17 protein-coding genes are annotated in these 17,994 nt (G+C 62.9%); 5 read left to right on the forward strand and 12 right to left on the reverse strand.

Features of this window, described 5'->3' with window-relative positions; all coding sequences use genetic code 11:
• From IAE38_RS12650 to ligD, 3 genes are read right to left on the reverse strand one after another with little or no spacing between them, the layout of a single operon-like run.
• Window positions 1–756, reverse strand: a complete 756-nt coding sequence (locus IAE38_RS12650; RefSeq protein WP_201217818.1) for a PIG-L deacetylase family protein — start codon at window positions 754–756, stop codon at window positions 1–3.
• A complete protein-coding gene (locus IAE38_RS12655; protein ID WP_201217819.1) occupies window positions 753–1,796 on the reverse strand; it encodes an acyl-CoA dehydrogenase family protein in 1,044 nt (347 codons plus the stop codon). Before IAE38_RS12655 ends, IAE38_RS12650 begins: the two co-directional genes overlap by 4 nt.
• A gap of 31 nt (window positions 1,797–1,827) precedes the next feature.
• Window positions 1,828–4,317, reverse strand: coding sequence for a DNA ligase D (gene ligD / locus IAE38_RS12660; RefSeq protein WP_201217821.1), 2,490 nt, complete (start codon window positions 4,315–4,317; stop codon window positions 1,828–1,830).
• Window positions 4,318–4,462: 145 nt separating this feature from the next.
• On the opposite strand from ligD, the gene IAE38_RS12665 reads away from it, so the two are divergent.
• On the forward strand, window positions 4,463–4,927 hold the full coding sequence (locus tag IAE38_RS12665; protein WP_060483389.1) for a hypothetical protein: 465 nt from the start codon (window positions 4,463–4,465) through the stop codon (window positions 4,925–4,927).
• The gene (locus IAE38_RS12670) at window positions 4,924–5,148 is read left to right on the forward strand and encodes a metallothionein (protein ID WP_028634013.1); all 225 of its coding nucleotides are present in this window, start codon (window positions 4,924–4,926) and stop codon (window positions 5,146–5,148) included. Before IAE38_RS12665 ends, IAE38_RS12670 begins: the two co-directional genes overlap by 4 nt.
• 81 nt (window positions 5,149–5,229) lie before the next feature.
• Here the strand turns inward: IAE38_RS12670 and IAE38_RS12675 are convergent, their stop codons facing one another.
• The 4 genes from IAE38_RS12675 to IAE38_RS12690 are packed head-to-tail and all read right to left on the reverse strand — an operon-like array spanning window position 5,230 to window position 9,081.
• Entirely contained in the window at window positions 5,230–6,183 is a 954-nt protein-coding gene (locus IAE38_RS12675; protein WP_201217823.1) for a lysylphosphatidylglycerol synthase domain-containing protein, read from the reverse strand.
• Window positions 6,183–7,385, reverse strand: a complete 1,203-nt coding sequence (gene clsB / locus IAE38_RS12680) for a cardiolipin synthase ClsB (protein ID WP_201217826.1) — start codon at window positions 7,383–7,385, stop codon at window positions 6,183–6,185. Before clsB ends, IAE38_RS12675 begins: the two co-directional genes overlap by 1 nt.
• The gene (locus IAE38_RS12685; protein ID WP_201217827.1) at window positions 7,382–8,167 is read right to left on the reverse strand and encodes an endonuclease/exonuclease/phosphatase family protein; all 786 of its coding nucleotides are present in this window, start codon (window positions 8,165–8,167) and stop codon (window positions 7,382–7,384) included. The genes clsB and IAE38_RS12685 overlap by 4 nt, the downstream gene beginning before the upstream one ends.
• On the reverse strand, window positions 8,164–9,081 hold the full coding sequence (locus IAE38_RS12690; protein ID WP_201217830.1) for a DUF72 domain-containing protein: 918 nt from the start codon (window positions 9,079–9,081) through the stop codon (window positions 8,164–8,166). The genes IAE38_RS12685 and IAE38_RS12690 overlap by 4 nt, the downstream gene beginning before the upstream one ends.
• A gap of 181 nt (window positions 9,082–9,262) precedes the next feature.
• Between IAE38_RS12690 and IAE38_RS12695 the strand changes: the two genes are divergently transcribed.
• Window positions 9,263–9,814: an ATP-dependent Clp protease proteolytic subunit gene (locus IAE38_RS12695; RefSeq protein WP_201217832.1), complete on the forward strand. Its 552-nt coding sequence runs from the start codon at window positions 9,263–9,265 to the stop codon at window positions 9,812–9,814.
• A 21-nt stretch (window positions 9,815–9,835) separates the two neighbouring features.
• On the opposite strand, the gene IAE38_RS12700 is transcribed toward IAE38_RS12695, so the two are convergent.
• Together IAE38_RS12700 and IAE38_RS12705 are read right to left on the reverse strand one after the other, a co-directional pair.
• Complete coding sequence (locus tag IAE38_RS12700; protein WP_201217834.1) at window positions 9,836–10,234, reverse strand: NUDIX hydrolase; 399 nt, start codon at window positions 10,232–10,234, stop codon at window positions 9,836–9,838.
• A 91-nt stretch (window positions 10,235–10,325) separates the two neighbouring features.
• The gene (locus IAE38_RS12705; RefSeq protein ID WP_201217835.1) at window positions 10,326–14,465 is read right to left on the reverse strand and encodes a CheR family methyltransferase; all 4,140 of its coding nucleotides are present in this window, start codon (window positions 14,463–14,465) and stop codon (window positions 10,326–10,328) included.
• 248 nt (window positions 14,466–14,713) lie between these two features.
• Between IAE38_RS12705 and IAE38_RS12710 the strand changes: the two genes are divergently transcribed.
• A complete protein-coding gene (locus tag IAE38_RS12710) occupies window positions 14,714–14,983 on the forward strand; it encodes a DUF6555 family protein (protein WP_028634005.1) in 270 nt (89 codons plus the stop codon).
• A 22-nt stretch (window positions 14,984–15,005) separates the two neighbouring features.
• Here IAE38_RS12710 and IAE38_RS12715 read toward each other — a convergent pair whose 3' ends face one another.
• Together IAE38_RS12715 and IAE38_RS12720 are read right to left on the reverse strand one after the other, a co-directional pair.
• Window positions 15,006–15,176: a hypothetical protein gene (locus IAE38_RS12715; RefSeq protein WP_201217880.1), complete on the reverse strand. Its 171-nt coding sequence runs from the start codon at window positions 15,174–15,176 to the stop codon at window positions 15,006–15,008.
• Between the two features lie 148 nt (window positions 15,177–15,324).
• Entirely contained in the window at window positions 15,325–15,939 is a 615-nt protein-coding gene (locus tag IAE38_RS12720) for a LuxR C-terminal-related transcriptional regulator (protein ID WP_201163328.1), read from the reverse strand.
• Window positions 15,940–16,052: 113 nt separating this feature from the next.
• Here IAE38_RS12720 and IAE38_RS12725 point away from each other — a divergent pair, with 113 nt between their 5' ends.
• On the forward strand, window positions 16,053–17,675 hold the full coding sequence (locus IAE38_RS12725) for an ATP-binding response regulator (protein WP_201163329.1): 1,623 nt from the start codon (window positions 16,053–16,055) through the stop codon (window positions 17,673–17,675).
• A 19-nt stretch (window positions 17,676–17,694) separates the two neighbouring features.
• Here IAE38_RS12725 and IAE38_RS12730 read toward each other — a convergent pair whose 3' ends face one another.
• A complete protein-coding gene (locus IAE38_RS12730; RefSeq protein WP_201217838.1) occupies window positions 17,695–17,994 on the reverse strand; it encodes a hypothetical protein in 300 nt (99 codons plus the stop codon).

Here is a 17,994-nt window from a genome sequence, read left to right on the forward strand (position 1 = left end):
TCACAGGAAGACCAGTTCGAAGGGTTGCAACAGGCAGTCCAGCAAGTCCGGGCGCAGCACCGGTGGGTTGCAACCATCCGGTTCAAACTGGCTGGCGTGCGCAGCGATTGCCTTGCGCTTGCGCCCCACCTGAGCTTCATCCAATTGCAAGCGATGGGCCCGTGGCCACGGCAGGCGGGGGTCATCGGGCTGGGCCCAATGCCAGGCCCAGACGGGCACCTCGGCCAGCTGCACTTTGCGGGCAAGAGCCGCTTGGGCCGCCGCCCGGCCGACCGCTTCGTGATCGCAGTGCCCATCCCCCCGCCAGGTGGCCATCAGCAAATCGTCAGGCCGTAGCAGCTGCGTGAGGTGGCTGACCAGAAACGCTTCTTCGCGGGGCAGCTGGCCATCTTTGAGATTGAGCCGTCGCCAGTCCAGGCGGCCGGGGTCCAGGTTAAGTTGCTGCAGCGCCAGACGGCTTTCCTGAGGCCGCTGGCGGCGCAAGCGATGCTCGGTCCAGTGGCTGGACCCAGGGTGGCTGCCTTCGCCATCGGTGGCCGAGACAAGCACCAAGTCCTCCTCTCGCCCCCTGAACCCGGCCAGCAGGCCGCCGGCCATGAGAATCTCGTCGTCCGGGTGCGGCGCGATCAGCACCAGGCGCCGCCCAGGTGGACACAGCTGGTGGGCATCCAGCCACGTGGCGCGGGCCAGATGGGCGGATTGCTGCCAGGCAGACCACGGCGTGCCAGGGCTTTCTTCGATCAGGTTTTCGCTCATAACTGCCATGCTCCAGCGGGTACCTGTGTGAGTTGTTGGCCCAGTACGGCCAGGTCGCGCTCTGCGTGGCTCTGGCGGATGAACACCGGCAGGTCCGCGCTGAGCCGGGCGAAGTGGCTGCTGCGGCAGAACGGGGTGGCCCCCAGGGCCCGGCCGACGTGGCTGATAACCTGTTCGACCGCCTGTTCGACCTGCGCGCGGGTACGGCGCACCTGCAGGCTGGCATCGGCTTGCGGCTGGTGGTCGATCCAGGCGGCGCATTCACGCAGGGCTGCCTTGGCGCCGTACAACGCAGCATCCACTGCGCCCAGGTGCGCATCGGCGTGGGGGTCACGGTGCGGCTTGCTGCAGTGCTCGCGCAGGTAGCCAGCCAAGGCCTCGGCGGCGCCGTACCAACAGGCGGCGATACCGCCGCCGCCGTGCCAGAAGCCAGGCCGTGACAGGTATTGGCCGGGCTGGCCGACCAGCACGCCCGGGGTATCGTCGAACTCGATTTCAACGCTGGCGGTGGTGGCCATGCCGACCGCCTGCCAGCGTTTGCTATTCAAGCCCTGGCCGGGCTGTGGTAGCTCGATGGCGACCAATTGCGGACGCATTTCTTCGTCCCACGCCGTGATCAGCGCGTGGTCGACCTGTAAGGCACCCGAGCACCAGGCCTTGCGCCCGCCCAGGCGAACCTGGTTGCCATCCCGCGCAGCGATAACGGCCCGAGCGTCAGGGGGCTCGGCCGCCCACACGCCCCAGATTCCGTTCGCAGCGTAATGAGCGGCGCCACATTCGGCCATGATCGCCAAAGCATCGGTATGGCCCTCGTAAAGCTTCGCCAAGGCCAGATCGCACCCGGCCACTCGGGCAAGGGCTTGCCAGCGCCGCAACGTGTCGCCCTGGCCGGGCAGCGGCAACTGGTCCAGATGATCGGCTTGCAGAGTCTGGAGCAGTGGCGGCAATTTCGTATCCAGGCTGAGCGGTTGCGGGCGCTCGCCGAAGGGGCGCAGCACGCGGTCCAGGTGAGTCAGGTCGAGGTCCTGCGCGGTGGTCATTGGCGTCCCTCCTTGGCTTGGTACTGGGCAATCATTGCCCCAGGCCCAATTGTCGGCGCATGCGCGCGGTAATGGACTGCCGGGTACTGCCCAGCCCAGCCCAGGGGTCGTCCACCTCGGCTAGACGCTGCGCGAGGTTGACGATGGTCCACTGATTGGCGGCCTTCAGCTGGGCCAGCTCTTCCCGCCAGATAGGCACGGAAACCGGCAGGCCTTCGCGGGCACGCAGCGAATAGGCGCAGGCAGTAGTGGCACCTTTGCCATTGCGCAGGTAGTCGATGAAGATACGGCCCACCCGGTTTTTTGGGCCTGAGACTGCCGTTAGTCGGTCCGGGAACAACTGGGCTAGATAGGTCACGATGGCGTGGCTGAACGCTTTCACATCTTCCCAGCCCGCCCGGCGCGTCAGCGGCACCACCAGATGAATGCCTTTGCCGCCGCTGGTCTTGATGAACACGGTGAGCCCTAGTTCATCGAGCAGGGTCAAGGTCAGCTGGGTAGCCTCGAGCATGGCTTTCCAGGGCAGGGCCGGGTCAGGGTCCAGGTCCAGGACGAACCGGTCCGGCTTGTCGAAGTTGCTATCGATTGCATTCCAGGTGTGCAGCTCAAGCATGTTCATCTGTACGGCCCCCAACAGGGAATCTGGCCGATTGATGACCATGGCAGCCTGGCCCGCTTCGGCCTTGTCGTAGCTGCGCAGGTGAGGGATGTGCAACTGCTCGGCGTTCTTCTGAAAGAACAGCTCACCCTCAAGCCCATCGGGGGCACGCACCAACGCCACGGGTCGGTGCTTGAGTTGCGGAGTGATCCACTCACTGACAGCAGCGTAATAGTGGGCAATTTCGCGCTTGGTGACGCCCGTACTGGCGTCGATCACCCGGTCCGGGTGGGTCAGGCGCAGTTTGCCCAGATCTTCCGGTAGCTCAGTGGCTTTGCGCCTGGCGGTGCTTTTGCCGGACATGGGTTGCTCCAGGTCTATTTGGCGGGCGGGTTTATCGTGCCGTAGCCCATGGAACACCGCATGGCGAACGATGCCGTCACGGGTCATCTGCGCGTAGGCGACCTCTGCCAGCAACACTGGCTGCAGCCAGTGAACGCCCCGCGCCTCTGCGCCAGTCGGTGGGTGGGCCAGCGCAGGCTCAGCCACCTGCAACGGTTCGAGGCGGGCAAGCAGGCTGGCCAGCGTTGCTGCGCTGAACCCGGTGCCCACCTTGCCGGCATAGCGCAGCTGATGCTTTTCACCGTCATGCAGGGCCAGGAGCAAGGCGCCGAAGCCTTTCCGGCTGCCTTTGGGGTCGGTGTAGCCAACCACTACAAACTCTTGGCGGCGACCGCACTTGAGCTTGACCCAGTCAGCGCTGCGCTTACCCAGGTAGGGGCTATCGGCGCGTTTGCCGATAAGCCCTTCCAGCCCAAGGCGACAAGCACTTTGGAGCAACGAATCGACCGGCTGATCGAAATCTGCTGAATACATCAGCCGCCCATCGGCACTGTGTTGTAGCAGCTGTTGCAGGGTTGCACGACGTTGCTGCAAGGGCAGGGGACGAAGGTCTTCACCGCCCAGGAACAGCAGGTCAAAGACGTAATAGACAATGGCATCATCCTGCTCGGTGTCGAACGCATTTTGCAGCGCCTGGAAATCGGCGACCCCCTCGGCATCGTTGACCACCATCTCGCCGTCCAGCCAGGCTGAGTCCATCCCCAGTGCACGCAACGCCGCGACCTGGCCTGGCATCTTGGCGGTCCAGTCATGACCGTTACGGGTAAACAGGCGGATATCCTCCCCATCGACACGGGCGAGAATGCGGTAGCCGTCGAACTTCACCTCATAGCGCCATTCACCACGAGGCGGGGTTTCAACCAGGGTGGCCAATTGTGGTTCAAGCGCCTTCGGCAGCCCGGCGCCCGCCGGCTTGCGTGCAGCCGCCTTGGCCCTCGGTTGTTTGGCCACTTTGGCTTTCGGTATCAAGGTGCGGTCACTGAGCACACTGTCGGGCTGCTCATCCACCACGACGTACTCGCTTTCGGGGCGGGCCTGGCTGTCATTGGATTTGACCAGCATCCACTGCTCTTTCTTGCCCGCCATCCGTGTGCGAAACAGGTTCCACACGCCGCCAAGCTTTTCCCCCTGCAAGCGGAAGCGCAGCTTGCCTTTGGCATAAGCCTCGGCCGGGTTGCCTTCGGGCTCCCATACGCCTCTGTCCCACACAATGACATCACCGCCACCGTAGTGGCCTTCAGGGATATGCCCCTCAAAGCTGGCGTACTCGAGCGGATGATCTTCTACGTGCACCGCCAGCCTTCGTACTTTCGGGTCCAGGGAAGGGCCTTTGGGTATGGCCCAGCTCTTCAGCGTGCCGTCAAGTTCCAGGCGGAAATCGTAGTGGAGGTGGCTGGCATCGTGTTTCTGGATGCAGAACTGCAAGGCATGGGCGCGCTTGCGCTCGCCCCCTTGGCCACTGGGCTCCGGCGTGGCATCAAAATCGCGCTTGCGTGCATATTCCGCTAGGGACCTTGCCATCACTGGCTCCACACCATGAGTGTCTTGGTGTTGGGAGGCAACCGTGGAACAGGGAGTTCAATAAATCGGATGGCCCGGAAAAACTCTGAATCTTCCTGCGCCGGGCAGAGTCGACCACAAGTGAGCCACTTGAAGGAGACGCCACATGGCCAAGCCAAACGACCCCAAGCCCTACACACCGACTGAGATCGACAACATTGAAGACCGCATGGGCAGCGTTCACGAACTGGACTTCAGTGAGCGCCTGGACGAGCGGCGAGGGCGGGTGGGTGATGAACGGCCTGCAGGTGACATCGAGCAGGAGTTCCCCGCTGAGCGCGTGGCCGAAAGCGGCATGACCGGGGGCGAGGCCCTGACCGACAGCCTGCACGAAGACAACGTGACCTACGATGACCTGAGCCCTGACACGCTGCTGGATGAAACCGGCGCGCGCGACCCGCACGAACCCGGCCATGGTGGCCCGGCAGATATGGAGCTTACTGAGGTAGATGCCGACGAAATTGGTGGCGGTATCGGCCTGGATGAAGCTGAACTGGCCCGCTCCGCGCCGCTGGACGGCGAGCCATGGAGCGATGATGTAGTTGACGAAGATGACCGGAGCCCACAATGAGTGAATTACGATGCGCCTGCACTGAATGTTCCTGCACGGTCAATGCCGTGCCGCAGAATGGCAAGGCCTACTGCTGTGAAGCCTGCGCCACCGGCCACCGCAGTGGCGACCCATGCCGCATGCCGGGCTGCACCTGCGGCCAGGTAGCCCAGAAGAAAGAGAGCAGCGTCGATAACGCGCTCGATGAAACCTTCCCCGCCAGCGACCCCATCTCGCCCTGAGCATAGGCTGCCACGCGACCCTGCTGCTCAAAGCGGGGTCGTTAGCTGCTAGCCACTCCCCCCTCCCATCTGCCCCATGGCTTATGTCTGCGCAGGCTTCTCGTGCTGACGCATGGCCTTTGCACGCTTCTCCAGCACCAAGTAAGTGATCACTGCCAATACCAGAGGGATAAGGTAGTACAGCGTGCGGTAGGCCAACAGGGCTGCCACCAGGCTGCCCTGGGCCATCTGCCCTTGCAGCAGGCCAAGAAACACGGTTTCCAGCACACCCAACCCGGCAGGGATGTGGGCCACCACTCCCGCCACGCAGCTGATCAACAGAATGCCCAGAATGGACGGGTAGAAGGCCTGGTCTGGCAACAGCCAGAAGATAAGCAGCGCCATCATTGCCCAGTTGCTGGCGCCCAGCACCACCTGGCAAACCGCCAGGCGCAGCGAGGGCAAGGTGAGTTCATGCTCGCGCCAGCGCCAGGTACGCTTCGTCGCAAATCCGCACGCCAGTACATAGCCTAACGACACCGCCAGCAACAGGAAGCCGATCATCTGCAGGCCGGTCGTGCCCACTGCCCAGTGGGACGGCAGCTCTACCAGACGCAGGGCAAACACGCTGCCGGCGATCAACATGTAGCCCATCCAGTTGGTCAACAGCCCCAGGGTCAGGATGCGGGTGATGGTGGGGGTGTCCAGCCCCAGGCGCCCGTACAAGCGGTAGCGCAGGGCAACACCGCCTACCCAGGTGGTGAAGTTGAGGTTGAACGCATAACACACGAACGCGATGGGCAGCACTTGCCTGGCCGGCAACCGGTGGCCGGTGTAGGCACGCGCCAGCAAGTCGTAGCTGGCGAAGATCAGGAAACTGCACAACGCCATGACCAGCCCGATCGCCAGGGTGCCGGGTTTGTAGGCCATCAGCGACTGGCGCACCTCGTTCCAGTCCAGGTTGCGTGCCAGCGTGAACAGCAGTGCCGGGATCAGAATCAGGAACAATACGGTAAACAGGCGCTTGGCCCAGGTCTGCCAACGCTTGCGCTCCATCAGGTGTTGCCCTCGTTCAGGTTGCCTTGGGTGGCCACTTCCGGTTGCTGCGGTTCGAGCCGCTTGCGGTGCGCCGGAAACCAGCCCGCAATGCGCGGGAAGTGGCGTACTGCGTGGAAGCACAAGAAAATCAACGGTGCACGCCACCAGTAGCCCCGGATCATGCGCTCCAGGGTCACAGGCTTGCACTGCTCACTGGCCAGGGACTGCAAGTGCTGGTACAGCTGCTGGTTGAAGGCGTGGTCGCGGATGAACAGGTTGGCTTCCAGGTTGAACGACAGGCTCAGGGGGTCGAGGTTGCTGGAGCCCACCGTAGCCCACTGGTCATCGACCAAGGCCACCTTGCCGTGCAGGGGGCGGCGGCAATATTCGTGTATACGCACGCCATCGCGCAGCAGGTAGTTGTAGAGCAAGCGCGACAGTGCACGTACCCAGCGCATGTCCGGCTCGCCCTGCATGATCAGCGTGACTTCTACACCCCGCCGTGCGGCGTTACGCAGTTCGCGCAGCAGCCGGTAGCCCGGGAAGAAATAGGCGTTGGCCACCACGATACGTGCACGCGCGTTGCGCAGTGCTTCGAGGTAATACGCTTCTATGGCGGTGCTGCGTTGCCCGTTGTCACGTTCCACCAGCACGGCAGTGATGTCGCCAGTGTGGGCGGTAACAGGGCGTACGTCACTCGGCGGTTCCATCACTGGGGACATCAGCCGACGGCTCACCGCGTGCACCTGTGCGACCACAGGCCCTGTGACTTCAACGGCGTAATCCTGTTTGGCCATGGGCCCGAAATCACCGAGGTGATCGGCGCTGTAGTTGATCCCGCCAATGAAGGCACGCTGGCCATCGATCACCACGATCTTGCGGTGCAGCCGCCTGAACAGGTTGGTCCGCATGCCTGCCAGGCGCGGTTGTGGGTCGAAGAGGTGGAAGCGCACGCCGGCATCGGTCATGGCGGCAATGAAATCGGCCGGCAAATCCGCCGTGCCGTAACCGTCAGCCACCACCTCCACCCGCACACCCCGACGGGCAGCATCCGCCAGCACCCGTTGCAGCTGCTGGCCCACCTTGTCGTCGTAGATGATGAAAGTTTCCAGCAGGATCTCCTCCCGCGCCTGGGCCATGGCCTCGAAAACCCGGGGGTAGTACGCCTCGCCATTGATCAACAGTTCGACGCTGTTGCCCTCTACCCAAGGTCTTTTCACACACTGATCTCCGCAGCCAGAGGGGCGTGGTCGGACAAGTGCGACCACGGGTAATTGGACAGCACCTGGGCCTTGGCCGGCATGCCGTTGCGCACGTAGATGCGGTCGAGCCGCAGCAGCGGCAGGCGCGCGGGGAAGGTGCGTGCCGGCGCACCGAAGCGCTCACCGAACGCCTCTACCAGCGACTGCGACAGCACCGCGTCAGCCTTCAGCCGCCAGTCATTGAAATCGCCGGCGATGATGACGGGGGCTTTAGCCGGCAAGCGCTCCAGCAAGGCCAGCAGCAGTTTCACCTGGCTCTGCCGGTGGGCTTCACGCAGGCCCAGGTGCACGCAAATGGCATGCACCTCATCGTGCCCGGGCACCTGCAATTGGCAGTGCAGCAGGCCGCGCTCCTCGGTGCCGTGCACGGTCACGTCGAGGTTCTGCGAGCGCAGGATCGGGAACTTGGACAGCAGCGCGTTACCGTGATCGCCATGGGGGTACACGGCATTGCGGCCGTAGGCAAACTGCGGCCACATACTGTCGGCCAGAAACTCGTACTGGGGGGAGGCCGGCCAGCCGGGGTGGCGCAGCGCGTGCTGCGCATGGCTGCCATGCACCTCCTGGAGAAAAACAAGGTCGGCACCGGTGGCCCTTACAGCCTCGCGCAGCTCCGGCAGGATGAAACGCCGGTTGAAAAAGGTGAAACCCTTGTGCACGTTAAGCGTGAGCACATTCAGCCGATGCACGGCTGTGCGGCTGTCGGCGGCGGGGTGGGGCGCAGATAGCGTCGAATTCAAAGCTCTACCTCAGGTTCAGTACCGGGTTCGGTCATCAGGTCGTGGTCCAGGTGCAGTTTTTCCAGCAGGCGCCTTGCGTCATAAGGGGCGTGGACCTTTTGATCGTTATCGAAGTAGCAGTACACGTCACGCGATGCCCTGTGGGGCGGCGGGCCCGGTACGATCAGCCGTGCGTCGTCCGCCTGGTCGCCCTGGGTCCATTGCTCGATGCGGTGCTTCCAGCGGCGCAGGGCGGCAACCGTATAGCCGCTGCTGTACAGCTCCACATCGCCATGCAGCCGCATGTACACGAAGTCAGCCGTAAGGTCCTCGGCATAGGGCCACTTGCCTGCGCTATCGGCCACCACCAGGGCGAGGTTATGGGCGCGCAGCATGTCGATGAAGGCGTCGCACATGAAACTGTCGTGGCGTACCTCCACCGCGTGGCGCAAGGGGGTATTGCCGGTGATCTCAGCACCGCCGTTGCCCTTGAGGCGTTCGCTGCAGTTCTGTGCACAACGCCGGGCCGCAGCCCGGTCGTGGGGCAAAAGCTCGAAGAACTCGGCGAACCGGGCTTCATCGAACTTCATGTTGGGCGGGAATTGCCACAAAAAAGGGCCTAACTTGTCGCCGAGCATGAGCGGCCCAGACGCAAAGAAGTTGGACAGCGGCTCCTTGATGTCCTTCAACCGGCGCACATGGGTGATATAGCGCGGCGCCTTGACTGAAAACACGAAATCATCGGGCGTGGCCTGCGCCCAGCCAAGGTACCGCTCAGGTGTTTGCAGGCTGTAAAACGAGCCGTTTATCTCGATGGTGTTCACCGCCCGTGAGGCGAAGGCGAGTTCATCGTCCTGCCGCAAGCCCTGGGGGTAGAAATCCTTGCGCCATGGTCCATAGCGCCACCCTGAAATGCCAATGCGCACGTCGCTCACGGTCCCTCCTTACTGCTTGTCGCCCCGTACATCCATGCGACCGATGCAGCTACCCGGTGGTTCAGCCACTGATGCCCAGCGGCGCATGGCGGGTGGATTGAACTTTGCCGGCCAGCACGCTTCCACCGTTCAGCAAGAAGGCAATGCACCACGCACTCAAACGAGCCTTCTGGAGACAGGCATGGCCAGACACATCATCCACTTCACCGGCCCCATCAACTCGTCGACGTGCGGCAACCTCATCAATACCTGCACCAAGGCTCTGAACCAGGGTGCAGACGTGCTGCAACTGAACATCGCGACCATGGGTGGTGAATGCAGTTACGGGTTTACCCTGTACAACTACTTGCGGGGCCTGCCTGTCAGTGTGCATACCCATAACCTGGGTACCGTGGAGTCGATGGGCAATATTCTGTTTCTGGCGGGCGATCACCGTACCGCTTGTACCCACAGCAAGTTCCTGTTCCACCCGTTTCACTGGACCTTGCACGGCTCGGTCGACCATGCACGCATGGCCGAATACGCCATGAGCCTGGACTATGACTTGCGGCTGTACGCAGAAATCGTCTCGGAACGTACCCAGGGTGGCAGTGATGTACTGGACGTGCCCCGTTACCTAATGGCGGCCCCGCGCATACTCGGCCCGCAGGAAGCGTTGGGCAGTGGTCTGATACACGGGATAGACGAGATGCCGATCGAGGCTGGCGTATGCCAATGGAGTGTTCACGCCTGACAAGCGCGTTGCGCCAGCCTGCTAACGGACAGAGGCGGCGGTGGAGGCGTCACAGGCGAGCAGGGAGCGGATAAGGTCCTTTATTTCGCCTTTCAATGCCGCGACATGGTCGATATGGGCAAAGCGAAAGTCAGCGATCTCGTGCATGGCGCAGGGCTTTGGGGCATCGTCAAACTCCGCTTCGAACACGTAATGCATCCGTTCGGCGGACTCGTGGCGCATCAACAGCGTGAGATGCATGGCCTGCAGGCCAGTTTCTTCGAGCAGCTCACGCTGCGCCGCCTGGGCAGGCGTCTCACCGGGTTCGACCTTGCCGCCGGGCAGCGTCCACGGCGCTTTGTGCTTGCGCACCCACAGCCATTTGTGGCCGTGCTTGCCATGGCGGCAGATGATGGTAGCGCGGGCTTTGGTCGATTTCATACAGGCTCCTGGTGACGCATATTCCTATGAGGAATTAGTCACCAGGAGACACACATTGGTGTCTTGAGGGCACGTCAATCCCGACGAACGGTCAGTACGGCACCGATCCGTGCAAGTTTTCGATAGCCTCTACCAATTCGTCGTAGCCAACCGGCTTGTTCAGGTGGCGGTCGAACCCGGATTGCCGGGACTTGTGCTGGTCGGCGCTGGCCCCGTAGCCCGTCAGGGCAATTGCCGGCACATGCTTGAGATGGTCCAGCGCACGGAGTGCCCGAATCAGTGCATGGCCATCCATCACCGGCATACCGATATCGGACAGGATCATGTCGTAATTCCCCGTTTGCGCGGCCGCCAGGGCCTGCTGCGGGTCAGTGAAGGCACTTACCCGGGCGCATTCCATTTCCAGCAACTGCTGCATTACATCCAGCACCTCCGGCGAATCGTCCACCAGCAACACATGGATGCCGGTCAGCCGGCCATCGGTGTCGGGGTCGCTGGGTGCCACCGGTGTGGCCTGGCCGGCGTGCGCCAAGGGCAGGGTAACGGTAAAGGTGCACCCCTGGCCGATGCCAGCCGACTGCGCATGCACAGTGCCGCCGTGGGCTTCGACCAGTTGCCGCACCAGCGACAGCCCGATGCCCAGGCCCTCGCGGGCCGGATGCCCCCCTTGGGGTGCAGCCTGGCTGAACAGGTCGAAGATGTGTTCCAGGCTATCTGGCGTGAGGCCGATGCCCTGGTCGATGACGCGCAGCGACACGTTCGCCTCGTCGTGGCTGAGCGCCAGGCGGATCGGGCTGCCGGGCGGGCTGAACTTGATGGCGTTGTTCAACAGGTTCCAGATCACCTGTTCCAGGCGGGTGTTGTCGCCGTCGATATACAGCGGCAAACCGTCGGCTGGCAGCTCCAGCAGTACGCCTGAGGCCGGCTGCTCACTCACCACCACGGCGTGGATGCCTTGCACGATGGCCGACACGTCCACGGGCTCGGTCTTGAGTTTGAGCTTGCCGGTGCGAATGCGCGCCACATCCAGCAGGTCATCGATGATACGTGCCTGGCTGGTGACCGCATCACGGATGGTCGCCACCGCCTTGCTCGCAGCGCCCATGTGCACCACAGATGGCAAGCGCCGAAGGATCTCGGCGTTGAGCTGGATGAGGTTGAGCGGGTGCTTGAGCTCGTGCGACATGATGGCGAAGAACTCGTCCTTCAGGTGGCTGTTGCTCTGCGACTCGGCCAGCTGCTTGCTCTGCTCGTCGTGCAGGCGTTTGAGGCCGGTGAGGTCGCGGGCGATCTTGACGAAGCCGCGCAAGGAGCTGCTTTTGAGGCGCGAGATTTCACCGCTGGAAAAGAAGCGGCTGCCGTCCTTGCGCACATGCCAACGCTCGTCCTGGCCCCGGCCATTCACCCGGGCGGCGTGCAGTTCGTGCTCGGGCACACCGTGCTGGCAGTCTTCTTCAGTGAAGATGAGCTGGTAGTGCTGGCCCATCACCTCGGCCTTGCTGTGGCCGAAAATCAGCGTGGCACCGGTGTTCCAGTCGGTGATCAGGCCCTGTTCGTCCAACAGAATGATGGCAAATTCATGGGTGCTTTCGGCCACCACCCGCATGCGCTCTTCGCCCAGGCGTACGCGCTCTTCGGCGGCGCGGCTCTTGCTGATATCGATGAAGGTGAGTACCGCGCCGTCGATCTTCTTTTCGCTGGACCGGTAGGGCAGCAACCGCGCCAGGTACCAGTGCTGGTCCTTGCCGCCAATTTCCCGCTCGATGATGTGCTCGCCTTTGACCACGGCCCGGGCATCATCCCCCAAGGCGGGGTAGTCCAGCCGGTGGGTGATGTCGAGCAGGGAGCGGCCTGTGTCCACCGGCAGCATGTTGAACAGGTCGGTGGCGCGGGGGGTGAACCAGCGGATGTGCAGGTTGCGGTCGACAAACACCGTGGCGATATCGGTACTGGCGATCAGGTTACTCAGGTAGTCGTTGACCTTGTCGGTTTCCTCGACCTTGTTCTTCAGCTCGTAATTGACCGTCAGCAGTTCTTCGTTGATGGACTGCAGCTCTTCCTTGCTGGTTTCCAGCTCTTCGCTGGCCGAGCGCAGCTCTTCGTTGATCGCCTGCATCTCTTCGTTGGAAGCGGTCAGCTCTTCGCTGGAAACTTCCGACTGCTCAATGGTTTCCTGCAATTGCAGGCGCGTGCGCTGCAGCTCGCGCTCAAGGTTGTTCAGCACCATGCTGTCGGTTTGGCGGATGGCGCCCGGCAGCGGTAGCGACAGGTCTGGCGCGCGCTCGTCGAACACCACCAGCAGGTACTCGCCGGTGCTGAACTCATCCTTGTGGGGCTGAACCGTTATTTCCACCTGGGAGCGCTGTTCACCTTCGCCCAGGTCAACCGGCCGGGAAGTGACGGCTTCGCTACCCTGGCGTGCCTGGAATAACGAACTGCGCAGGGCCAGGCGCAAGCTGGGCAACACCAGGTTGAGCAGGTTACGGCTCAGCTCGCCGCCACCTAGCTGCATGTAGCGGCCAACCCCTTCACTCAGGTGCAGGATGGTGCCTTCGCCGTCGATGATGAGGCTGGGTGGGGTGCATCGCGCCAACGCCCGATGGTGCACTTCGGCGAAATCAGGCTTGCGTGCTGCTTTTGCCTTGCCTGGAATACGCACCTGCAGGTTGGGCAGGTCGGCCCCCGTCAACTGGCGCCCGGAACGCGGGTTGCCATGGTTGACTTCGCGCGCGCGGTAAATACGGTTGCGTTTGTCGACCACGGCAAACAGCTCACTGGCGAGCTCGGCGGACTCGGATGTGCCCAGAAACAGGAAGCCGCCCGGGCGCAGGGCAAAATGGAACATCCGCAGGATGTCCTTCTGAATCTCCCGGTCCAGGTAGATGAGCAGGTTGCGGCAGACGATCAGGTTCAACTGCGAGAACGGTGGATCAGACAGCAGGTTGTGCCGCGCAAACAGTACCTTCTCGCGGATTTCCTTGCGCACGTGGTAGTGCTGGTCTTCCCTGACGAAGAACTGGCGTAGCCGGGAAGGCGGCACGTCGGTCACGATCGATTCCGGGTACGACCCCTGGCGGGCATTGACGATGGCCCGTTCGTCCAGGTCGGTGGCGAACACCTGCACCTGGCTGGCGCGCTGTTCCACGGCAAGTTGCTCGCAGGCAAGGATGGCCAGGCTGTACGCTTCTTCGCCGGTGGAGCAGCCGGCAGACCAGATGCGAATCTCGCCTGCACCTTCGCAGGGGTCCGGTTCGCTGACCAGCTGTGGCAACACGTGCCGCTCCAGGGCCTCGAAGGCTTCCCGGTCGCGGAAGAAATTGGTAACGCCAATCAGCATGTCGGCGAGCAGGGCTGCCGACTCGTCCTGGTGTTCCTCAAGGTAATGCAGGTAGGCGGCCAAGTCGGGCTGACCGGTCACGTGCAGGCGCCGTTCGATACGGCGCAGCACGGTCGCGCGTTTGTAATGCTGGAAGTCGTGGCCGGTGACGCTGCGCAGTTGCAGCAGTATCTCCTCAAGCAGGGGCTCGGAGGCTTGCGGGTCGCCTGCCCGAGTACCCAAGGCAGGTGGCAGCGTGTCGTCGTCAATGCGGGGCAGCTTCACCTGGCAGGCGTTGTGCCACAGCTCCATGAGTTTCTGCGCCAGTTCCGCAGCCGGCAGCACCACATCCACCAGGCCGGTCTCTATGGCGGCCCGGGGCATGCTGTCGTATTGCGCATCGTCCGGGCTCTGCACCAGGGTCACGCCGCCTTGCTCCTTGATACGCGAGAGCCCCACCGCGCCGTCCGCGCCGGTACCGGACAACACCACGCAGAACGCATGGTCCTTGTGCACATCGGCCAGGTCACGGAAAAACAGGTCGATCGCCACGTGATCGCCGCGGCGTCGGTTGGCCGGTGCTACACGCAGGTAACCGTCGTTGGTCGACAGCCGATTGGCAGGCGAAATGACGTAGACGTGGTTGCGCTCGATAGGCACCGGCTCGGTGACTTGGCGCACGGGCATGCTGGTGGTTTCCTGGATGATGCGGTCGGCGACGCTTTGATGGTCGGGCGACAGGTGCAGCACGATGACAAAGGCCATGCCGGAGTCAGCCGGCATTTGCCGGAACAGTGTGCAGATGGCCTCCATGCCACCCGCCGAGGCGCCGATGCCGACCACGGGGAAGTCCAGGTGGCTGGGGCTGAGATTCGACGGGTGGGGCGCGGCGGGCTGGTTAGCGGTCGACTTCATGGCGGTGCCTTGTACAGACCTGACAGACAGCCCATCGACGCATCGCCGGGCAGGAAGGCGGCCATTATAGGCACTGCACCTTAGGATTCGCGAGCGCTCTGATTTTACGCCAATGGTTGGCCCGCAAGTTTTTGGCGCCATGGAGCGCCGAGTCTACTGTGCTGCCCAGGCCTCACATCCGATGGAATTTTTGGCCCGCCCCAGCACTCCATCCTTGAGTCATCCATGGAAAAGAGGAGGGTCGAGCGATGCCTAGTCCCCAGCTGTACATCATCGACTACAAGCTTCACGGGGAGCTGCGCAGTTTCATCATCCGCCTGGAGCGCATGGACAATGCAGAGGCGTGGCACTGGGCAAGCTGTGATGCCGGGATTGGCATCATCCCGAAATTCGGGCGCGAGAAAATCCGCAAGGTCAGCCGGCCAATGGCTGAGCGGTACGGCGTCACCGACGTGAGCTGGCGTATTTCAGGCAGCAAGCCCAACCAGTCAGTTGAAGACCCGGCGACCACTGCCTGAAACCACCTTTAATACCGCCCTGTCAGGCCCCTGACTCGGGCTCACTGGCAGGCACGGCTGGCGGGTTTTGCTCGTCATCCGTTATGCCAGGGTCTGTGTCAGGGTCATCCACACGGTCGTTACGCAGGTCTGGCTCGAGTTCCGGCCAATCATCCTGCACGTTACCGCCACCCATCCAGTGCCTGGTGCTCATGTTTGCGCCCTCCGTCCGGGTAAAAGGGCCCGCCTATGGGCGGGCCAACACAGGAGTGAGAGGCCAAGCCACCGATGACCTCTCATAGTGTGAGAAGCGCTTAACGTGTGAGAGGTCCCCGTCAGTTGGCTCAACCCGGACCAACGGTTCAACTGCCGGTGTACTTGACTGCGGCCGCGGTGCGGGAGCTGACGTTCAACGCTTTCAACAGTGATGACACATGGATGCGCACGGTAAACGGCGAGATGTCCAATTCCTTGGCGATTTCCTTGTTGGTCTTGCCTTGGGCAATGAGTTGCAGCACTTCCTGCTGACGCTGGGTGAGCTGCTCCACCCCCTGCTCGGCGTCGAGGCTGGGCAGGAACCCTGAAGGCAGGTACCGAACCAGCACATCGCCCTGGCGAATGGCCAGGATGGCCGCCCCGATTTCATCAGCGCCCAGGCTCTTGCCAATAAACCCGTCCACGCCCGTGGCCATGACCTGCTCGATGATCACCGGGTCATCGACCATGGACACGATGATCAACGTAGTGCGCTGCCACTGCCGGCGCAGCTGCGCCAGGCTGGCGACGTCTGCCAAACCAGGGAAACGCAGGTCCAGTATCAGCGTGTCTGGCACGTCCCCGACCACGGCCAGGGCGATCACCTCGTCCAGCCTCCCTGCTTCTTCCACGCAAGCACCCGGCAGCACGCGCTGCACGGTGCGCACCATGGCTTCCCTGAACAGCGGATGGTCATCCGCCACAATGATGCGACACTTCACGCCTGGCAACTCCCTATGGCCGCGGTTGGATCCAACCATGTTAACTTAGCATGCCCTCCCCGAAGGGCCTGCTCGCGCCCGCACGAAGTAGCCGCACGAAAAGGACAATGCCCATGGAACTGGACAAGAACAACGAACTGGACCAAGCCAACCTGCGCCTGGTGGTGGGCAGTTGTGCACTGGTGTACGTCAGCCTGCTGGTGTTTCTGCCCGGCAGCACGCCTGGCGTCCATCTCATCGTAAGCTGCTACATTTTCATTTTTCTGTTGGTGTCGGTGGCTTTGCGCCAGGCCATCGCCCGCTGGCCCGGCCACTACCCCTGGCGGCGGGTGCTGGGCATGGTGCATGACTACACCGGCACCTGCTTTGGCCTTGTGGTAGGCGGCGAGCCCGCATTGCCGCTGTATGCAGTGATGGTGTGGGTGAACCTGGGCAACGGCATGCGCTTTGGCTCGCGCTACCTGGCGATTGCCACTGGCCTTGCGCTGGTGGCGCTGCTGGCCGTGTACCAGATTACCCCGTACTGGCAGGCCAACCCGTTCATGGTGCTGATGCTGCTGGTCACCAGCACGGTGATACCCGGCTACGCCCACTTGCTGCTGGAGCGCACCCGCAAGGCGTCGGAGCAGGCGGCGGCGGCCAACCGCGAAAAATCGCGTTTTCTGGCCCAGGCCAGCCATGACCTGCGCCAGCCGATTCACTCCATCAGCCTGTTCACGGCGTGCCTGCGCGAGGCACGGCTGGGGGAAGAAGAGCGCAGCTTGGTGGACAGCATCGACCGCTCGCTGTTGAACGTGTCGCAGCTGTTCCGTTCGATTCTGGACCTGTACACCCTGGACAACGGCCGTGTGCAGCCTCGCTACGAAACCTTTGCGCTGGGCGAATTTCTGGCCGAGCTGTTGCGCCAGAACGCCGAAGCAGCCCGGTGGGCCGGCGTGGACATGCGCCTGCGCCCCTGCACCCACTGGACACGGGCTGACCGCGGCATGCTGGCCACCATGGTGCAGAACGTGCTGTCCAACAGCTTCAAGTACGCCGCGCAACGCCCACTGCTGATTGCCGTAAGGCGCTGTGGTAACGGGCTGGCCATTGTCATCTGCGACCAGGGCAGGGGTATCGACCCGGCGCACCAGGCGCTGGTGTTCGAAGAGTTCTATCGGGTACGGCAGGTGCGTGACAAGGACATCGAAGGCGTGGGGCTGGGCCTGTCGATTGTGCGCAGGCTGGGCCGGTTGATGGGTTTGCACGTGCAATTGCGCTCGCGGCCGGGGCATGGCACCACAATGGCACTGCAAGGCTTGCCGCGCCTGGCTGCGCAAACCCAAAAGGCCGTTACCGAACAGGCACTGGCAGCGCCCGGCATGCTGAGCGGCTTGCGGGTGTGCCTGATCGAGGATGACCATAACGTGTTGCGCGCGACCACCGGGCTGCTGCAGCGCTGGGGGTGCGAGGTGGCTGCGCACAGTTCGGCGCAGGTCACCAACCGTGACTGCGACGTGATCGTGGCGGACTATGACCTGGGACAAGAGGCGACCGGTGTGGATTGCATTGAACGGTTGCGGGCGCAGCGGGGGTGGGCCGTGCCAGCGCTGATCATGACCGGCCATGACCCGGACAGAATCCAGGCAGTGGTGCAGGGTCGCGACATCGCGGTATTGTCCAAACCCGTGCGCCCAGCCGAGCTGCGGGCCGCCCTGCGCACGTTGCGCGAAGGTTCGGCGGCGCCGGTCGGTTAAACCAGCGCTGTATCAGCTGCTACTGCAGCCTCGGGGTTTCGCCTTCCTTCACGCAGCTGGGTGAAGGTTGGTAGATACCCATCCCCGCCACCGCCACCAGGGCGCCGCTCGGGATCTGACACTCGAATCGTCCTTTGCCAGTGGCTGCTGTGTAATAGGTAATGGTGCTGTCGTTGCGCACGTCCGCGATCCGGGAAACCTTGGTGTTCAGCACCAGTTCGGTACGTTGCTTGAGGGTATCGTCAGAAGGCTTGACAGTCTGGCAGCCGGCCACGCCGACCAGGATGGCAGCACTGATAAGCAGTTTGAAGGGGGTCAT

The sequence above is a fragment of the Pseudomonas sp. S32 genome, from assembly GCF_016648095.1.
GTDB lineage: Bacteria > Pseudomonadota > Gammaproteobacteria > Pseudomonadales > Pseudomonadaceae > Aquipseudomonas > Aquipseudomonas parafulva.